Here is a 15,967-nt window from a genome sequence, read left to right as displayed (position 1 = left end):
TGATCGTGCTCGTACGAGGCATCACGAACTCCCGTTCAGGGTTGGACAGAAGGGAATGAGCGCAGGCGTCCGCACGCCTGGGGGCGAGCGATGAGGCAGGGAATCAGCGAGGTACGCCGACAGCGCGAAGAAGCGCGATGGTCTGAGCGAGCGACTTGTACGCGGAGACAGCCTGTTCTTCGGTGGCGAGTCGGGCGACATCGTGGGCAGTGACGAGGCCGACGTCCTGGGTCCGACGGCGATCGAGCCAGAGGAACAGACGGCAGGCGAGCACCGGCCCGCTGAACGGCAGCTGGGTCAGGAGATCGACCGGGATGCGTCCGGGCGGTACGCCCTCGTACACCAGGTCGCGCACGAGGTGAAAGGCCACGTCCGTGTAGTCGAGAACGGCTGGCCCACAGGCTCTCGCCTCCCAGTCGACGACGTGCAAACGCCCGCTGTCGACGAGGAAGTGCTCGGGTTTGAGATCGCCATGCAGGCGAACCGCCGGGTGGGAATCGATCGTCTGTAGAGCCTCATCCAGCACTGCCACCAGGGCAGCCACCGGCAGCGAGGGGAGAACTGGTCCAACAGAAACCGGCGCGAGGAAACAGGACCGGATCGCCGCACGCTCCAGCCGGAGCCGGGAGTGGCGCCGGCAGTAGGCCGGTGCAGTCTGCCGCTTACAGTCACGACTTGGCCGATGTACTCCTCCGTCGCCTTGTGCGTGCCTACCGAGCACGGTGTGCCATCCACTGCCCGGAACGCCGTCCAAGACCCGGCCGCGACGCTTTCCGTGGCCAGGACGGCCGGGACCGAGAGGCCCAGGAGCAGGAGGGTGACACGCTCGATCGTCGCAGCCTCACGCAGGCGCCGACCCTCGGGGGCAATGCTCACGTAGACCTTCAGCATGGCACTGCCGTCCGTGGCGAACCGGGTTCTGGAGTACGGCTTGAGGGTTGTCGGGCCGAACGGACCGAGTTCCTGCTCGATCCACGACTCCGTCACCTTCGCGCTGTGCACCCTCCACACCTCCATTCAGCGGGCCGTGCCCTACTCCCGTTCGAGAAGCAGGGCCGATCGCCAAAGTCAGCCGGGGCGAAGGGAGTTGCCCACATTGCCCAGCGGCTTTCTCGGTCTGCTGCGACGGTAGGCAAGGAGTCCGACGGCACCCCGGAAAATCTTTCCGGGGTCCCATTCAGCCACGAGGAGATGCTCAGGACATGCGAGGGATGACAGAGACCCTGACCATCGGCGAGCGCGTCGCCTGGTACCGGCGCCGACGTGGCCTTTCCCAAGAGGTCCTGGCCGGCCTTGTCGGACGCACCACGGACTGGCTGAGCAAAGCGGAGAACAATCGGATCGAGCTCGACCGCCTTTCGGTGATCACCTCGCTCGCCGGGGCCCTCGACGTCTCTCTCGGAGACCTGCTTGCCGAACCGACGCTCATGGACTGGTCGAACGACAGCGGTCGCCGCACGGTCCCCGCCCTGCGCGAAGCCCTCATGGACTACAAGCAGCTCACGCCCTTGCTGGGACCCCCACCCGACGATGAACCACCCGCCCTGGAGGACCTGCGGGCAGACGTGAAGGAGGTCCTCGACGCCTACCAGGTGTCCCGGTACGGCTTCGCGACTCGACGGCTTCCCCTTGTCGTGGCCGATGCTCTTGGCGCCACCCGCGCGTACTCAGGGCGCGAAGGGGAGGAGGCCAATGCCGAGCTCGCTCTGGCTTACCACGGTGCGGCAATGGTGTTGGGCAAGGTCGGGGAGTCGGCACTGGCGTGGATCGCCGCCGACCGTGGTCTGGCGGCAGCGCAACAGAGCGGCCAGGACACAGTGACGGGCTCGCTCTTCCGCGCGGTCACACACTGCCTGATGGCCACCGGCCGCTTCACCGCCGCGATCCAGCTGGTCAACGATGCGGCGGCAGTCATGCAGCCCGGCCTGGGCACCGCGAACGACGAGTACCTCTCGGTCTACGGGACGCTCTTCCTCGTCGGCGCCATGGCGGCCGCCCGAGCAGAAGACCGGGCAACGACGCAGACCTTCCTCCGGGAAGCCGACGAAGCCGCACAGCGGCTGGGCACCGACGCCAACCACCTGTGGACGGCCTTCGGCCCGACCAATGTGGCCATCCACTGCGTCGCCACAGCCGGCGAGCTCGGAGACATCCAGATAGCCGCGGACCTCGGCCAACGCATCGACACCAGCGGCTTGCCCGCCGAACGACGCGTCAGGCACAGCCTGGAAGTCGCCCGAGCGCTGAGCGCCTGGAACCGGACCGACGAAGCCTTGGCGACCTTGCTGGACGCCGAACGAGCCGGCCCCGAACAGGTACGCCACCACTACCTCAGCCGGGGACTGGTCATCGGCTGGATCCGCGGCACCCGAGGCCGCCCATCCCAGCCCGTGGCAGACCTGGCCCGCAGGCTCGGCGTCGTCGGCGGCTAGAGTCCATCCCGTGAGCGAGAACGAGCACGAAGCGAAGATGGCCCGCCCGCGCATGGCAGCCGGCGCTCTGTTCTTCGACGACGCCGATCGGATCCTGCTCGTCGAACCCTCGTACAAGGACTACCGCGACATCCCCGGCGGATACGTCGAGCAGGGAGAATCACCCCTGCAAGCCTGCGTGCGCGAAGTCCATGAGGAACTGGGCATCAAGCCCGCCATCGGCCACCTGCTCGTCGTGGACTGGGCGCCGAACCCGGGAGAGGGAGACAAGGTCCTCTATCTCTTCGACGGAGGCCGCCTCACCGCCGACGAGTGCCAGCACATCGCGCTACAGGCCAACGAGGTCCGCAGCTACGCCTTCCACGACGCCGGAGAACTGTCGGCACTCACCATCCCCCGACTCGTACGCCGTATCACCGCTGGCATCGAGGCCCGCGCCAACGGCATGACCGCGTATTTGGAACACGGAACGGCGCCGGAAACAGCGTCGTAAGCACGGAAACGCCACCCGCGCTGTCACAGGAAACCTTCCAGGTCCCTGAGTCTCTACGCCAGAAGATCGAGAACGGCGAGATCACCGAAGAGATCGGCCCCAAGGGAAGGAAGCGCCCCGGGGGCGGGTCATCCCTGCTAGTTCGTCACGGGCGAGGTGGTCTGGCACGCCGATCACAATCGCCAGTGGGCATCGTGCTCCGCGAGTGGGCTGAGCGGGCTCGTTCCACTCGCCGAGCCGGTCGCGGACCTTGCGGAGTTTACCCACGAGGACCAGGCCATATCGGTGCGGATTATCGCCGTCGACCTCGAACGGACGCGGGTTCTTCTGTCAGCCGAAGCCTAGGCCTGGCCCCTCCTCACTCCAATGCTCTCCGGTCCGCACCCGGTGCAGAATCAGCCCCGCCATGCGGCGCGCGGGCCGTAGGCGAGGGTCCTCCGGATGCGCGTGAGGCCCGAGGATCTTCGAGCAGACGAACAGCGTCATCAGCTTGCCGTCCCGGCTCTCGAAGTCGTGACGCCGCTCCTGCCGTACGCGATCAGCCAGGGCCGGGACGGCGAGGGAACTCCCCCACAGCGAGGCGGAGTCCAGTCCTCGGGGCGCGTTGCCCCAGTCCTCCCAGTCGAAGAGGCAAAACGTCGGCGCGGTCATGTTGGCCCAGTTCAGGTCCGCGTGGGCCGGAACCCACCGCTCAACCGTCGTGTCGAAGTCACCGGCGAACGTGCTACGAACCGACTCGGTGACGACGGCCTGCGTGATGGTCACCGTGTCCGGCGTGGCGATACGCGTCGTGTGCTGCGACGCTAGTGCGTCCAGCGTGGTGTTGAACGCCTGCCACCACTCGTCGGACAGCTTCGGGTCGTCACTCAGTACGGCAGTGCCGATCGGTGCTCCGGGCAGGAGGTCGGTCTCGTCGGCCCGCCACATCACGTGCTCGTCCTGGTCCCGCCAGACCACAGATCCCTGCCAGGCGGGCTGAGCGATGCCCTTCAGACGCGCGGCGCACTCGGTACCGTTCCACCCCTGGACGCCGATCCTGTCGATCCCCCGCCGCTCGACACGTACCCACGAGTCGCGGTTGGTGCGGGCCCCGACGGAGCGGCGCTTGCGCACCAGCGTGTTCCGTTCCAAGCGCGTCTGAAGTGACCTCTCCACTCGATCAAGGATCTCGTCAATCGGTTCAACACGTAGATCGACAGCACGAGTTGTTGATGGCAAGAGCGTCATACGCGCGACCGTGACACCGGACATTCCGGCCCATGCCGATCAGCCCCAGTATGGTCCCAGCATGCATCCGGTGCGCCGCTCCAGCGAACGTCTCCTCGTCCGCGAACTCGCCCCCGGCGACGTGGACGCCGTCCACGCCATCTACGGCGACCCAAGAGCCACGGAACACCTCTCTTTCGACCCCCGCACCCGGGACCAGGTCGAGCGGATCGTCACCCGTTCCATCGAGGCCGCTCATGCGGACGAGCGCCGCGAATACGCCTTGGCTGTTGTCGAGAGGATGGGCGGAGATCTTGTCGGCTTCGGCCGTCTGGCGCTGGATCCGCACCAGCCGAGGGCCGCGACCATGGGCTTCGCCCTCAGGGCGTCGAGTTGGGGGTGTGGATACGGTCTGGAGACTGTCCAGCTCTTCCTGGCCGTTGCCTTCGAGGACCTTGGCCTGCACCGGGTCTGGGGCGCGCGTTCGCCCGACAACGAGGCCTCCGCCCGCACCATGGAACGGGCCGGGATGGTCGTGGAAGGCCGGATTCGCGAGCACATCCAGCGGGGAGGCATGTGGCGGGACAGCATCGTCCACGCCGTTCTCGATCACGAGTGGCAGTCCGCCGACAAGTAGCAGAAGCGAGTGCCGGACCACGCGGATGCGGGGATGCGGGGATGCCTCACGGCGCGAGCCTCAAGGAGTGACACGGTGACCATTTCAGTCCCCTGGCAACACCGCCTGTCCACCGGTACCGAAGACATCCAGAACGAGGTCATCGGCTGGTACCAGCGGACGCGGCACGGCAAGTCGTACGTGCCCGACATGATCTGGGGCACTCTCCAGACCGAGGCGTACGCGACCGTGATCCTTCGGAAGGTCGTCGACTTCCTCGGTGTGCCGGACGATGTGCCGGCGGGAGTGGCGAAGCGTATGGAGCGTCAGCAGGTTCTGTACGACGGTGAGCATCACTACGACGTGATCCTCGGGGAGCAGTCGCTGTACACGCATGTCGGCGGGCCCGAGGTGATGCGCGGGCAACTCGAACGTCTTCTCCGCGAGATCGACCTCCCCTCCCTCACCTTCGGCGTCCTTCCCGCGACCGCCGAGGTCGGCATGGTGCCCGCATCCGGCTTCAGCATCTACGACGGCGAGCGGGTGAACTACGAACTCGTCTCCACCGGCGTGGACATCACCGACCCGGCCGAACTCGCCCTGCACAACAAGGCCTTCGGTCTTCTCAGCAGCGCTGCTTACTACGGGAACGACGCCAAGGAACTGATCGAAAAGGCCCTGGACTTCTGGAGCAGCGAGTACGAGTAGGTGTCCAGCAGGAGCACATGTGCGTAGCGCTGCCCTTACCGCCCCGCCAGCCCCGGAGTGATCAGACCCAGTAGACATTGGCCAGCGGATACCCACCCCCATCAAACCTCTCCCGGCGCACCGAGATCCCGAACGCGATCTCCAGCCCCTTGAGGAACCGTTGCCGCCAGTCGGGTATCCAGCCCTCGTCGGCGAAGACCGGCCGGCCGTCGACGTAGTGGACCTCGGGGCGGCAACCCGCGTCGTGCATGGCCCAGTTGAGGAAGGACATCTTCGGCGCGTAGTCGAAGTAGTGGCCGCCGTTTCCTTTCGTCTCCTCGTCGAAGCAGCCGTAGATCTCGTCGCTCCATACCCGTTGACCGTCTTCGAAGTAGAGCATCAGGTACATGCCTCTGGCGATGATGTTGTAGAGGAGGATGACCCGGCCGGTTCCCTGCGGCAGCGCGAACCCTTTTTGGAAGTGGATCAGGAAGTCGAAGTTCCCGGCGAGGAAGGACCAGCGGCCCTCCTTGCCGTAGACCGTCAGGCTGGGTTCGTCGGGGACGTGGGTGTTGGTGTGCGGGTGGGTTCGGTCGTAGATGGCCTTGGCCTCTGCGCTCACCGGCTCGGGTATCTCCCAGGGCACGGCTCCGAAGACCACCGCCAGGTCCTGCGGCGCGATTCCCTCCGCGAACACGAGACCCGCCTGGCGGCCGAGGATGGGGTCCGGCGTGTCGCTCGTCCAGCGCTCGCCGAGCCATGCGATGCCGTCGTCTTCTGCCAGTGGCCCAGTCGGCCGAGTTCGCATGCCGTCGTCATCTGCCTTGCGGTCGTTTTCTGCCATGTCGACGGACCGTAACAGCCAGGTCTGACAGTGACATGGAGTCACCGCCCGCCTCACCCCACGGGAAACCTCACCCCGGTGAGCTCCTCGGAGACGGTCCACAGGCGCTGCTGAGCTGTCTGGTCGTGGGAGTCGGGGCTGGAGGTGACCAGCTTCGGGTAGCCCCGGAACTCGCCTCGGTTGCCGGGGCCGTAGTACTGCCCGCCGGCGACCGCCGGATCCGTGGCGGCGCGCAGCGTGGGCAGGGCGCCCATCTCGGGCTTCTGGGTGAAGAGGGGTGCGAGCCAGGTGGTGGGTACGCGAAGCGCGGCGGGCGCGTTGCGGACGAGCTCGGTGTTGGACACGCCGGGGTGGGCGGCCGTCGCGACCGTGGTGCCGTGTGGGGCGAGTCGGCGCTGCAGTTCGTACGTGAACATCAGGTTGGCGAGTTTCGACTGGCCGTACGCTGCGACGCGACCGTACGAGCGCTCCCACTGCAGGTCGTCGAAGTGGATGGCGGCCCGGATGCGGTGACCGACGCTGCTGACGGTCACGACGCGGGAGCCGGGGACGGGCAGAAGCCGGTCAAGGAGCAGGCCGGTCAGGGCGAAGTGGCCGAGGTGGTTGGTGCCGAACTGCAGCTCGAAACCGTCGGCGGTGAGTTGCCGCGGGGTGTACATCACGCCCGCGTTGTTGATCAGCAGGTCGATGCGCGGGTGGGCGGCGCGCAGGTCGGCCGCCGCGGACCTGATCGAGTCGAGGGAGGTCAGGTCCAGGGCCTGGACGGTGACGTCGCCGGTGATGCGGGCGGCTGCCCGCTTGCCCTTCTCGAGGTCGCGGACCGCCAGAACCACCGCGGCCCCGCGCTCGGCGAGCATCCGGGCGGTCTCGAAGCCCAGCCCGGTGTTGGCGCCGGTCACGATCGCCACCCGGCCACGCTGATCGGGGATGTCCTGCTCGGTCCAGCTGCTGCCACTCATCGCCCACCCCTAAAGAACCGTCGGTCTGTTATGAGTGTCCAAGTTAAGAGACCGTCGGTCTCATGTCAAGAGACCGCCGGTCTTTAAGTTAGACTCGGGGTGTGACATTTCAGCGGGCGCGAAGCGAGGAGCAGCGGGAGATCCGCCGCCGGGCGATCCTGGACACGGCGGCGGCGATGCTCGACGAGATGCCCGTGGCCGACGTGAGCCTCAACGAGCTCAGCCGACGGGTGGGCCTCGCCAAGTCGAACGTCCTGCGATATTTCGAGTCGCGCGAGGCGGTGCTGCTCGAACTGCTTGACGTCTTCCTGGAGAGCTGGCTCGCCGAGCTGGCGGACGAGCTGGCCGCAGGCATCGAAGCACACGCGGCGCCGGAGGTGCGGGCGGGGCAGTTGGCGGAGATCCTCAGCCGGTCGCTGGCGGGCAACGTGGTGCTGTGCGACCTCTTCGGCGCCCAGGGCGGCGTGCTCGAGCACAACGTCTCGGTCGAGGTGGTCAAGCGGCACAAGCGGTCCTACCTCGCGAGGACCGAGGCCATGGCCGAGCTGTTGCGCCGCCATGTGCCCGAACTCGGCGAGGACGCACAGCTGTTCTGCCTGCTGATCCTGGTCTCGGCGGGCGCCCTGTCGTCGTACGTCCCGCCGCCGCCCAGCGTCCTCGCCGCCTACGCGGACGAACCCGCTCTCGGCGTGTTCAACCTGGAGCTGCGGGACGCTCTGCGGATCTCCTTCACGTCGACGCTCCTGGGCGTGCTGCCACGCGCGTGAACCAAGTGGTCAGGGTCTTCCGGCGCCAGGCGCAGGTGCCGGGAACGCCACGACCCGTCCGGTGGGTTCCGGTGATTCGGGTCCGCCCCAGTTCTGGCCGACGACGTACAGACGCGGATCCTCGCCCCGGCTGAGTGCGCAGGCGAAGGCGCCGCGGTCCAGGTCGACCGTGGCCATCACCTCGCCTCCCTCACGTACCCGTACGCAGTGCTGGTTGCCCACGTCGGCGTACCAGACCGCGCCCTCGGCATCCACGCAGATCCCGTCCGGATGGTCGCCGGGGGTCTCCGCCCACACGCGCCGGTCGGTGAGTCCTCCGTCCGCTCCGATGTCGTACGCCGTGAGCCGGTTGGCGTACGACTCGGCGAGGATCAGCGTTCCGCCGTCCGGGGTGATCGCCATGCCGTTCGGGAACGCGACGTCGTCGGCGACCTGACGGACGTAACCCTCCGGCGTGACGAGTACGACGAGGCCCGGCGCGAACTCGCCGCCGGGGAAGTCGAAGCCGATGGTGTTGACGTAGGCGTTGCCCCGGTCGTCGACCACGATGTCGTTCCACGGCTTTTCCGAGACCTCGGACAGGTCCGCGTGCCGGACGAGCGAACCGTCGGGCTCACGGCGCAGCAGCTGTCGCCGGGCCGAGTCCACGACCAGCAGTCGTCCGTCGGGGAGGAAGTCGATGCACATCGGGAACGACGGCACGGTCACGACCACCTCGTGGCCGCCGTCGGTGCCGAGCGCGATCACCTGGTTCGCGCCCCAGTCGGAGAACCAGAGCCGTCCGTCGTGCCAGCGCGGTGACTCACCGAACACGACTCCGACCATCAGGACTTCGGGTGCGCTCATGTCGCCTCTCCTACTTCTGATCACCATGCGGGGCCCGTGGCGAGGTCCGTCCACGCCGCCCGACGGCTAAGCCCTGACTTAAACATCTGGTGGCGTCCGGCAGCCCGCAACAGCATGGGGCCCTCCCGCTCCTCCAACAGACAGGGATGACATGTCCGTAGTGAAACGGTTCGCGTCCGTCGCGGCGGCATCCGTCGCTCTCCTCGCCATGGGGATGACCGGCCCCGCATCCGCCGCGTCCACGCAGGCCGACACGGCCTTCGCTGCGCAGGCTCGTGCCGCCGGGCTCACCCAGGGGCAGGCCGACGCCCTCCAGGCCAAGGTGGAACGCAACATCGCGCAACAGGGGGGACGCCAGATCTCCGCGAACGAGATCCGCCTCGCCGAAGGCGCGACGCTCCTGGTGGCCGTCCCCGGCGAGAAGTACGCCCGCGACCTGACCAAACCGGCCGGTACCCGGGCCGCGGCGGCGTGGGAGTGCGACTACGAGTACTTCTGCATGTACCGCGGCCAGAACGGCACCGGCGAGCGACTCGCCCTGTACAACTGCCGGGACTACGCCCTGACCAACTGGACCGGCCTCGGCTCCTTCTACAACAACCAGACCCCCGGCACCCGAGCGCAGCTCAAGGACCGGAACCGCACCGTCATCTACACCACCCTCGGCGCACCCTCCCACCACCCCAGCTTCAACTGGGACCCGATCTGGTACGTCAAGCCCTGCTAGACCGCCCGCCAGACCACCAGCAGCTCTCGCCCGGCCTCTGCCAGAGGCCGGGCGAGCGTGTGTCGGGACACGGCGGCAGCGGGTGGCCGAATGCCCCCTTGCCCCCGCTGATGGGGCTCGGTCACTGTCGTAGGGCACCGCTACCCACCCGATGACCGACCACCATCGGAGACCCCCATGCTGCGGGTGCACTTCACCGCCGAGGACGTCGCGCGTGTTCGTGTCGCCGCCGTTCCCGATCACCTCTGGGAAATCAGCAACAGCTTCCAGGCGCTGGCCGGAGAGGACAACAACCCCGCCTTCGGCGACTGGAGGCGACTCGTACGGCCCCTGCTGGGACCGTCGGACGTGCTGCTCGCCGCGCTCCTGCCACCGCGCGGCTACTCGCCGGACTTCCTCACGCCCGACCGGAGCCGCGTCCCCGGCCTCGACAGCGCGGTCGAGGCCGTGCTCACCACACCCAAGCCCGTCCTGCGCGCCGACCTCGCGAGGCTGGCCGCCTCCCGGCACCGGCCGCGGCGGCCCCTGCCGGCCGAGGTCCGCGCCCTGGCCGAGGGCGAACCCGAGGCCCTGCACCGGCTCGGCGGCGCCCTGCGCACCTACTACCGGCGTGCGCTCCTGCCCTTCCGTCCGCACATCCGGGCCCAGGTGGAAGCCGACCTGGCCGCCCGTGCCCGGGCAGCCCTGGCGGGCGGCACCGACGGACTCCTGGCGAGCTTCCGGCCCGTGCTGCGCTGGGAGCCGCCCGTACTCGAGGCCCCGTACCCCTTCGACCGTGAACTGCGGCTCGGGGGAAGGGGGTTGCTGCTCCAGCCGTGCTTCTTCTGCTCCCGAAGACCCGTCATGCTCGCCGCCCCCTCCCCCGAGCGGACCCCCGTCCTGGTCTATCCGATCCAGCACGCCGGCGACTGGGCCCGGGGGCACAGTGCCATGGAACGGGCCACGCGGCTGGGCGAGTTGGTCGGGCGTACCCGGGCCGCGATCCTGGCGGACGCCGTGACGGGCCGTACGACCGGTGAGCTCGCCCGGCGGATCGGTATCTCCGGCGCCGCGGCGAGCCAGCACACCGCCGTTCTGCGCCGGGCGGGCCTGCTGCTGAGCGTGCGCCGCAGCAGGTACGTCCTGCACACCATCACCCCGGCGGGGCTCGCCCTTCTCGGCGGACCGTCGGGCGCGCCGGGCGCGTTGTTCGACGTCTGAGCGTCGGCTCGACAGCATGGCATGCCGGTCAGCGGATCAGCGGACCACGTCGAAGACGTTCTTCTGCAGGCCGTTGGCGTACGCCTCGTGTTCGACGAGCTTCAGCTTCTGGGTGTCCTTGTCCGTGGCGCTGAACAGACGCTTGCCCGCGCCGAGCAGGAGCGGGAAGACGAGCAGGTGGTAGCGGTCGATCAGGCCCGCGTCCGACAGGCCGTGGTTCAGGGTGGCGCTGCCGTGGACGATGATCGGGCCGCCCTCGGTCTCCTTCAGCGCGGCGACCTCGTCGAGGGAGCGCAGGATGGTGGTGTCGCCCCAGTTCGAGACCAGGGCGTCCTCGGTGAGGGTGGTGGAGACGACGTACTTCGGCATCACCTTGTACTCGGCGAAGTCCTCCATGTCGGGCCACACAGGGCTGAAGGCCTCGTAGCTGGTCCGGCCCAGGAGCATCGCGGTGGCCTCGGTCTGCTCACGGCCCTTGATCTCGAAGGCCTCGGGCAGGAACTCGACGTCCTTGAAGGTCCAGCCGGCGTTGCGGTAACCGGACTCGCCGCCCGGGGCCTCCATGACGCCGTCGAGGGAGACGAAGGCGGTGCTGATCAGGGTGCGCATCTGGGTTCCTCGGTGTCTCGTGTCGGGTTCGTTCTCAGCAGGGTCGGCCGGTGTGCGCCGCGACGGCAACTCGCGGTGTCGCGCACCGACCATGACCTCTGACTCTGACCTCTGACCGCGGATCACGGAGAAACTCATCGGTCGAAGAAACGGACGGTGGCCGCGGCTCCGGCCGGGGCGGACCCGCCGGAGGTCTCCAGCGCGAGGGCGCGAGGGTATGTCCGGCCGTGGAGGCGCGCACGGCCGAGGGGCGTAAGTAGGAGTACGTCTGGAGGAGTTGCGGGTGGCTCGGGAGTCGCGGGCGGCTCGGGAGTTGCGGAAGTCGCGGGAGTCGCGGGAGTCGCGTCACGCGCACACGCTACGGCCGGGGACTGACACGGCCCCCGCCTCCGCGCGAACGCCCCCTTCGGTCCTCCGTTCCAGGATGCGCGCATCCTTACGGGGTCGCGAGTCGGGCCCGTCCTGCCCGAGGTTGCGAGTCGGGGGCGTCGGAGGAAGCTGGAGTTCGGGGGATGCACGGGGTGGATCCGACTCGCCCGGAGGTCCCGGATGACCATTCTGCGATTGGCGACGTTCAACGTCGAGAACCTCTTCGCCCGTTGGCGCTTCAAGGACCATGTGAATCCCGCGGACGCCAACAAGCGGGGCTGGCTTGTCGATCAGACCCGGTTCGACGAGCTGGGACAGGAGGACAAGGCCATCACCGGAGCCGCGTTGCGGGAGGTCGGAGCGGACGTTCTCGCACTCCAGGAAGTGGAGAACGTGGACACGCTCAAGCACTTCCGCGCACGTTCGCTCGGTGCGGCCTACCCGTACGTCGCCGGGGTCGACGGAAACGACCCGCGGCTGATCGACGTGGCCGTGCTCTCCAGGTTCCCGATCACCCACATCCGCTCCCACCAGCACTTCCTCGACCCCTCGAGCCCCACGACGGCGCTGTTCTCCCGGGACTGTCTCGAAGTCGACGTGGAGGTCGGGGCGGGCGACAGGAAGAAGACGGTGACGCTCTTCGTCAACCACTTCAAGTCGATGAGCGAGGGGCGGCTGAAGACCCGCGAGAAGCGACTGCAGCAGGCCACGAAGGTCATGGAGCTCGTCACCGAGCGCTTCGGTCGCACCCCGGGCGACCATCCGTTCGTGGTCCTGGGCGATTTCAACGACTACATGGAGACGAACGAGGAAGGCAGCCCGGCCATCGCCGACCTGGTCGGCTGGGACCAGGTCGAGAACGTCGTGACCCGACTGCCGTCGGACGAGCAGTGGACCCACTACTGGGCCGCGGAGGAGGAATACCGGCAACTGGACTATCTGCTGCCGTCGGCCTCACTCGCCGCCGCGACCACCACGGTCCCGGAGATCTTCCGCAAGGGACTGCCCCTGCGCGCGGCCAAATACATGGGCCCCCGCCTCTTCGGCGTCGGAACGGACAAGCCCAAGGCCTCCGACCACTGTCCGGTCGTCCTCGAGATCGACGTCACGTGAGCGGGGAGCCGGTGCGGGGAGCGTCTGCCCGGCCGGGAGACCCCTCCCGACCGGAACCGCCCTCCCGACCGGAGTCGTCCGACCGGTCCGAACGCCACCGCCACCATGCCAGCGCGAACCCCACTCCGGCCACCAGCGCGGGAACCGCCAACTCCGTTGCCAGGGAAGCCACCCAGTCCGGGTTCATGCGCCGCGTCATGCCGCTGGTGTACTGGCAGGTCGCCTGGGGTGGAAGGAAGCTGTACTGCAGGGTCCTCGGCGGGTTGGTTCCCCAGTCCGCGCCCGTCGAGCAGGCCGAGGCCGGGCCCGCGAGGAGTTTCCAGCCGGCCAGGGCGTAGAACATCAGGAACGCGGAGCCGGTCACGAAGAACGCCGTCCCCGTACGACGCAGCTTCGCCGTCCTGGAGATCGGCGTCACCCAGGGGCCGCCGAGCCGTGGCTCGAACCACTCCGCGATCAACGCGGCGAACAGGCATATGACCAGGACGAGCATGCTGAGCCACAGCAGCCCGCCAAGCACCAGCCCGCCTCCGACGGAGGTGACGTCCCCGCGCTCGAACTCGCAGACGGTGGCCGGTGGGAAGGGCTGGTTCCGCACGTGGCGGAGGGCGCCCGGCCCCGTGACCAGACCCTGCTGGCACCGCTCGTCGAATTCCAGCATGCCGAACAACGCCACCGCCGAGCCGACGATCACAGCACCGAACGAGATCCCGGCGGCGGCCCACAGGCCACCCGTCCGGTAGCTGCCGTACGTACGCGTGTTTGGCATTCGCGCACCTTAGCCGAGCACGGGATCGCCAGGTCCGGAGGTTGGTCCAGGCCGGTTGTCGAGCAGCCCGAACCAACCTCGGCTGATCGGCCTCCGTCAGCCCGTGTGGACCTTCAGGGCCGTGCGGACGGCGGATTCGAGTGCGCCTTCGATCCAGGCGGGCTTGATGGAGGTGTGGCAGCCCGCGAAGTGCAACGGCCCCTCGGAGGTGGGAACGTCGGGGAACAGTTCCGCGTGCTGGCCGGGGAAGAGGACGGAAGCCTCGCCGTAGGCGTAGTGGTCGCGCATCCAGGACTGTGTTTTGCACTTGCCGGTGAAGAACACCTCGCAGCGGCGACCGAAGACGGCCTGAACTCCCGCGAGCGCGCGCAGATACCGCTCCTCGTCGGCGAACGCGTCCCACTTGAGGGCGTCGTCCGACCAGCTGTAGGAGGCGAGCACGATGCCGCCGTCGCTGCCCTCCATGGGGCTCGCGTGTTCGAAGTACATGAAGCGGTTCGCGTTGTCGCTCACCGATCCGCCGCCACGCACATGGGCGGCCTCCGGTTCGCCGCCCGGGCCGGGCCGTCCGGGACGTCCGGGCCTGAAGGCGGTGAAGCACTCCTTCAGCCCGTCGGGGATCGTCACTCCCAGCTTCTTCACGGACGCGTGCGCGCCGAGGTGCCTCGCGTCCCGCACCCTGCCCGCCCGGTACTTGTCGTAGAGCCCGTCCTCGATGGAGTTCAGCGCCTGGCGCCACTGCTCCTCGGTGAACTCCCACCAGCGCTGGGAGAACTCCAGCAGCACCTTGGTCGCGGCGTCGTAGTGCAGCTCCGTGACGGCCCGGCGCTTGCCGTAGGAGAGCGGCGGGTCGAAGGTCACATGGCGCAGCCCCGAGAAGGGGACGGTGATGATCGCCTCGTCACCCTCGAACACCTCGGTGGCACCCCCCTTGCCGGTCTGGCAGTCCTCCGACACGGTGTACACCCGCACCTTTTCGCCGTCCCCGTAGCTGCCGCCGTCCCCGTGGCCCCGTTCGATGCGTACGGCGCGCCTGTCGAGCCTCACCTTCCCCTTCACCGGCGCGTACAGGGCGTCGGCAAGCGTCGCCGTGCCGCCCTTGAGCTCCCAGAACTTGGTGCTCGGCGCGATCAGCACGCTGGACAGGAAGCTGTGTACGAAGGAGAGGTGCAGCCGCGAGGTCAGGTTCTGGATGGTGCCGATGAGGTCGATGGTCCTGGTGTCGAGCCCGGCGACCTCGGTGAGATACCGGTACATGGACCAGTGGCCGTACTTCTCCAGGACCGTGATCCACCCGTTGACCAGGTCGGTTCCCTCCTTGTCCTGGACCAGAAGGCGAGCGGGCCTGAGTGCCTCGGTGAGGATCGCGGCGGCGGTCCTGGTGCGGTTGGGGCCGGTGACGCCGAAGGTGTCGTTGATCGTCTCGGGGTGCTTCTCGTAGTCGGCGCGGCGCATGTGCACGCCGTTGACGTGGATCCAGGTGCGGTTGGCCTTCCGACCCGGGTTGTCGACCTCGACGTCCACCAGGTAGAACTCCTGGCGCGCGAGGTCGTACTTCTTGATCAGCGCCATGAGGAGCGGGTGGCTGTCGGGCAGGCGCATGGCCCCGGCCTCGGCGTACTGCCTGGGGTCGGCGAACGGCTGCTCGCCGTTCTCGTGGCCGCCCTTGCGGAAGGTCTTGACGCGTCCGCCGACGCGGTTGCCGTTGGCCTCGATCACGACGACGTCGTGGCCCGCCCGGTTGAGCAGGTCTGCGGCGAGCAGGCCGGCCGGTCCCGCGCCGATGACCAGGACGCGTTTCGTGGTCTTCGCCCGGCCGGTGGGCAGGCCGTTCTCGATGGCTCGGAGGTACGCCGGGACAAGGGAGTTGTCGTGCTCGTCGTAGACGGCGATGGCACGGGCGACCGTCCGGTACGCCTGGCGGTCGATGCCGGGCGGCGCCGGGGTGGAGGGAGCGATGAAGGGAGCAGTGGCGGGAGCAGTGGCGGGATCTACGGCAGGGCTCAGCGCGGTCGCGGATCCGGCGGAGGTGACGGCGAGCCCTGCGGCGAGCGCCGAGACCCCGGTCGCGGTGACCACGGCACGACGCGAGGGCGGCGGCGATGCGGGCTGGGACGTGTGTGAAGAATTCTGTGTGCTCATCACGTCTCACTGTTGGCGCATGAGCCGTACGGCGTAGGCGCGTTCACACGGACGAGGACGGCAAACCACTCGAACCAATGACCTCGAACCACTGACGTCGACGGGCCGTCACCCCGGCGAAGGGGATGCCGGGCCACACGAGTTAGCCTCGCCCCATACGACTACGACTCATCAGCGGGAGGCAGGCA

At 68.3% G+C, this 15,967-nt stretch carries 15 protein-coding genes and 1 pseudogene; 8 read left to right on the top strand and 8 right to left on the bottom strand.

Annotation, left to right across the window (positions count from 1 at the left end):
* Positions 1–103 precede the first annotated feature (103 nt).
* A pseudogene (locus PV396_RS21610) lies at positions 104–757 on the bottom strand (phosphotransferase); the annotation flags it as partial.
* Between the two features lie 454 nt (positions 758–1,211).
* On the opposite strand from PV396_RS21610, the gene PV396_RS21605 reads away from it, so the two are divergent.
* Together PV396_RS21605 and PV396_RS21600 are read left to right on the top strand one after the other, a co-directional pair.
* The gene (locus tag PV396_RS21605; protein WP_319207390.1) at positions 1,212–2,432 is read left to right on the top strand and encodes a helix-turn-helix domain-containing protein; all 1,221 of its coding nucleotides are present in this window, start codon (positions 1,212–1,214) and stop codon (positions 2,430–2,432) included.
* Positions 2,433–2,442: 10 nt separating this feature from the next.
* Complete coding sequence (locus PV396_RS21600; RefSeq protein WP_319206880.1) at positions 2,443–2,925, top strand: NUDIX hydrolase; 483 nt, start codon at positions 2,443–2,445, stop codon at positions 2,923–2,925.
* Positions 2,926–3,255: 330 nt separating this feature from the next.
* Here the strand turns inward: PV396_RS21600 and PV396_RS21595 are convergent, their stop codons facing one another.
* Positions 3,256–4,152 (bottom strand): hypothetical protein, encoded by an 897-nt coding sequence (locus tag PV396_RS21595; protein ID WP_319206879.1) that lies wholly within the window; start codon positions 4,150–4,152, stop codon positions 3,256–3,258.
* Positions 4,153–4,213: 61 nt separating this feature from the next.
* Here PV396_RS21595 and PV396_RS21590 point away from each other — a divergent pair, with 61 nt between their 5' ends.
* Both PV396_RS21590 and PV396_RS21585 read left to right on the top strand, forming a co-directional pair.
* Complete coding sequence (locus tag PV396_RS21590) at positions 4,214–4,768, top strand: GNAT family N-acetyltransferase (RefSeq protein ID WP_319206878.1); 555 nt, start codon at positions 4,214–4,216, stop codon at positions 4,766–4,768.
* A 75-nt stretch (positions 4,769–4,843) separates the two neighbouring features.
* Positions 4,844–5,455, top strand: a complete 612-nt coding sequence (locus PV396_RS21585; RefSeq protein WP_319206876.1) for a DUF5753 domain-containing protein — start codon at positions 4,844–4,846, stop codon at positions 5,453–5,455.
* Between the two features lie 61 nt (positions 5,456–5,516).
* On the opposite strand, the gene PV396_RS21580 is transcribed toward PV396_RS21585, so the two are convergent.
* Positions 5,517–6,278 (bottom strand): hypothetical protein, encoded by a 762-nt coding sequence (locus tag PV396_RS21580; RefSeq protein ID WP_319206874.1) that lies wholly within the window; start codon positions 6,276–6,278, stop codon positions 5,517–5,519.
* 53 nt (positions 6,279–6,331) lie between these two features.
* A complete protein-coding gene (locus tag PV396_RS21575) occupies positions 6,332–7,237 on the bottom strand; it encodes an SDR family NAD(P)-dependent oxidoreductase (RefSeq protein ID WP_319206872.1) in 906 nt (301 codons plus the stop codon).
* Positions 7,238–7,338: 101 nt separating this feature from the next.
* On the opposite strand from PV396_RS21575, the gene PV396_RS21570 reads away from it, so the two are divergent.
* On the top strand, positions 7,339–8,004 hold the full coding sequence (locus PV396_RS21570) for a TetR/AcrR family transcriptional regulator (protein WP_319206870.1): 666 nt from the start codon (positions 7,339–7,341) through the stop codon (positions 8,002–8,004).
* 9 nt (positions 8,005–8,013) lie between these two features.
* Here PV396_RS21570 and PV396_RS21565 read toward each other — a convergent pair whose 3' ends face one another.
* A complete protein-coding gene (locus PV396_RS21565; RefSeq protein ID WP_319206868.1) occupies positions 8,014–8,850 on the bottom strand; it encodes an SMP-30/gluconolactonase/LRE family protein in 837 nt (278 codons plus the stop codon).
* 151 nt (positions 8,851–9,001) lie between these two features.
* Between PV396_RS21565 and PV396_RS21560 the strand changes: the two genes are divergently transcribed.
* Positions 9,002–9,577 (top strand): peptidase inhibitor family I36 protein, encoded by a 576-nt coding sequence (locus tag PV396_RS21560; protein WP_319206866.1) that lies wholly within the window; start codon positions 9,002–9,004, stop codon positions 9,575–9,577.
* A 177-nt stretch (positions 9,578–9,754) separates the two neighbouring features.
* Entirely contained in the window at positions 9,755–10,777 is a 1,023-nt protein-coding gene (locus PV396_RS21555) for a helix-turn-helix domain-containing protein (protein ID WP_319206864.1), read from the top strand.
* Positions 10,778–10,813: 36 nt separating this feature from the next.
* Here the strand turns inward: PV396_RS21555 and PV396_RS21550 are convergent, their stop codons facing one another.
* Complete coding sequence (locus tag PV396_RS21550) at positions 10,814–11,386, bottom strand: dihydrofolate reductase family protein (RefSeq protein WP_319206862.1); 573 nt, start codon at positions 11,384–11,386, stop codon at positions 10,814–10,816.
* Positions 11,387–11,935: 549 nt separating this feature from the next.
* On the opposite strand from PV396_RS21550, the gene PV396_RS21545 reads away from it, so the two are divergent.
* On the top strand, positions 11,936–12,868 hold the full coding sequence (locus PV396_RS21545) for an endonuclease/exonuclease/phosphatase family protein (protein WP_319206860.1): 933 nt from the start codon (positions 11,936–11,938) through the stop codon (positions 12,866–12,868).
* Here the strand turns inward: PV396_RS21545 and PV396_RS21540 are convergent.
* Both PV396_RS21540 and PV396_RS21535 read right to left on the bottom strand, forming a co-directional pair.
* The gene (locus PV396_RS21540; RefSeq protein ID WP_319206858.1) at positions 12,861–13,637 is read right to left on the bottom strand and encodes a hypothetical protein; all 777 of its coding nucleotides are present in this window, start codon (positions 13,635–13,637) and stop codon (positions 12,861–12,863) included. The genes PV396_RS21545 and PV396_RS21540 overlap by 8 nt on opposite strands.
* A 96-nt stretch (positions 13,638–13,733) precedes the next feature.
* A complete protein-coding gene (locus PV396_RS21535; protein WP_319206856.1) occupies positions 13,734–15,779 on the bottom strand; it encodes an FAD-dependent oxidoreductase in 2,046 nt (681 codons plus the stop codon).
* Between the last annotated feature and the right edge of the window lie 188 nt (positions 15,780–15,967).

The sequence above is a fragment of the Streptomyces sp. ME02-8801-2C genome (assembly GCF_033793965.1).
In the GTDB taxonomy this organism is placed as follows: Bacteria; Actinomycetota; Actinomycetes; order Streptomycetales; family Streptomycetaceae; genus Streptomyces.
Note: the sequence above shows the minus strand (reverse complement) of the source record. Positions and strands in the feature narration are given on the sequence as shown.

Excerpts from the sequence above, each read along its gene's own strand:
- PV396_RS21605 (WP_319207390.1), top strand. The coding sequence starts at position 1,212 with ATGACAGAGACCCTGACCATCGGCGAGCGCGTCGCCTGGTACCGGCGC.
- PV396_RS21595 (WP_319206879.1), bottom strand. The coding sequence starts at position 4,152 with ATGACGCTCTTGCCATCAACAACTCGTGCTGTCGATCTACGTGTTGAA.
- PV396_RS21590 (WP_319206878.1), top strand. The coding sequence starts at position 4,214 with ATGCATCCGGTGCGCCGCTCCAGCGAACGTCTCCTCGTCCGCGAACTC.
- PV396_RS21580 (WP_319206874.1), bottom strand. The coding sequence starts at position 6,278 with ATGGCAGAAAACGACCGCAAGGCAGATGACGACGGCATGCGAACTCGG.
- PV396_RS21575 (WP_319206872.1), bottom strand. The coding sequence starts at position 7,237 with ATGAGTGGCAGCAGCTGGACCGAGCAGGACATCCCCGATCAGCGTGGC.
- PV396_RS21565 (WP_319206868.1), bottom strand. The coding sequence starts at position 8,850 with ATGAGCGCACCCGAAGTCCTGATGGTCGGAGTCGTGTTCGGTGAGTCA.
- PV396_RS21560 (WP_319206866.1), top strand. The coding sequence starts at position 9,002 with ATGTCCGTAGTGAAACGGTTCGCGTCCGTCGCGGCGGCATCCGTCGCT.
- PV396_RS21555 (WP_319206864.1), top strand. The coding sequence starts at position 9,755 with ATGCTGCGGGTGCACTTCACCGCCGAGGACGTCGCGCGTGTTCGTGTC.
- PV396_RS21550 (WP_319206862.1), bottom strand. The coding sequence starts at position 11,386 with ATGCGCACCCTGATCAGCACCGCCTTCGTCTCCCTCGACGGCGTCATG.
- PV396_RS21545 (WP_319206860.1), top strand. The coding sequence starts at position 11,936 with ATGACCATTCTGCGATTGGCGACGTTCAACGTCGAGAACCTCTTCGCC.
- PV396_RS21540 (WP_319206858.1), bottom strand. The coding sequence starts at position 13,637 with ATGCCAAACACGCGTACGTACGGCAGCTACCGGACGGGTGGCCTGTGG.
- PV396_RS21535 (WP_319206856.1), bottom strand. The coding sequence starts at position 15,779 with ATGAGCACACAGAATTCTTCACACACGTCCCAGCCCGCATCGCCGCCG.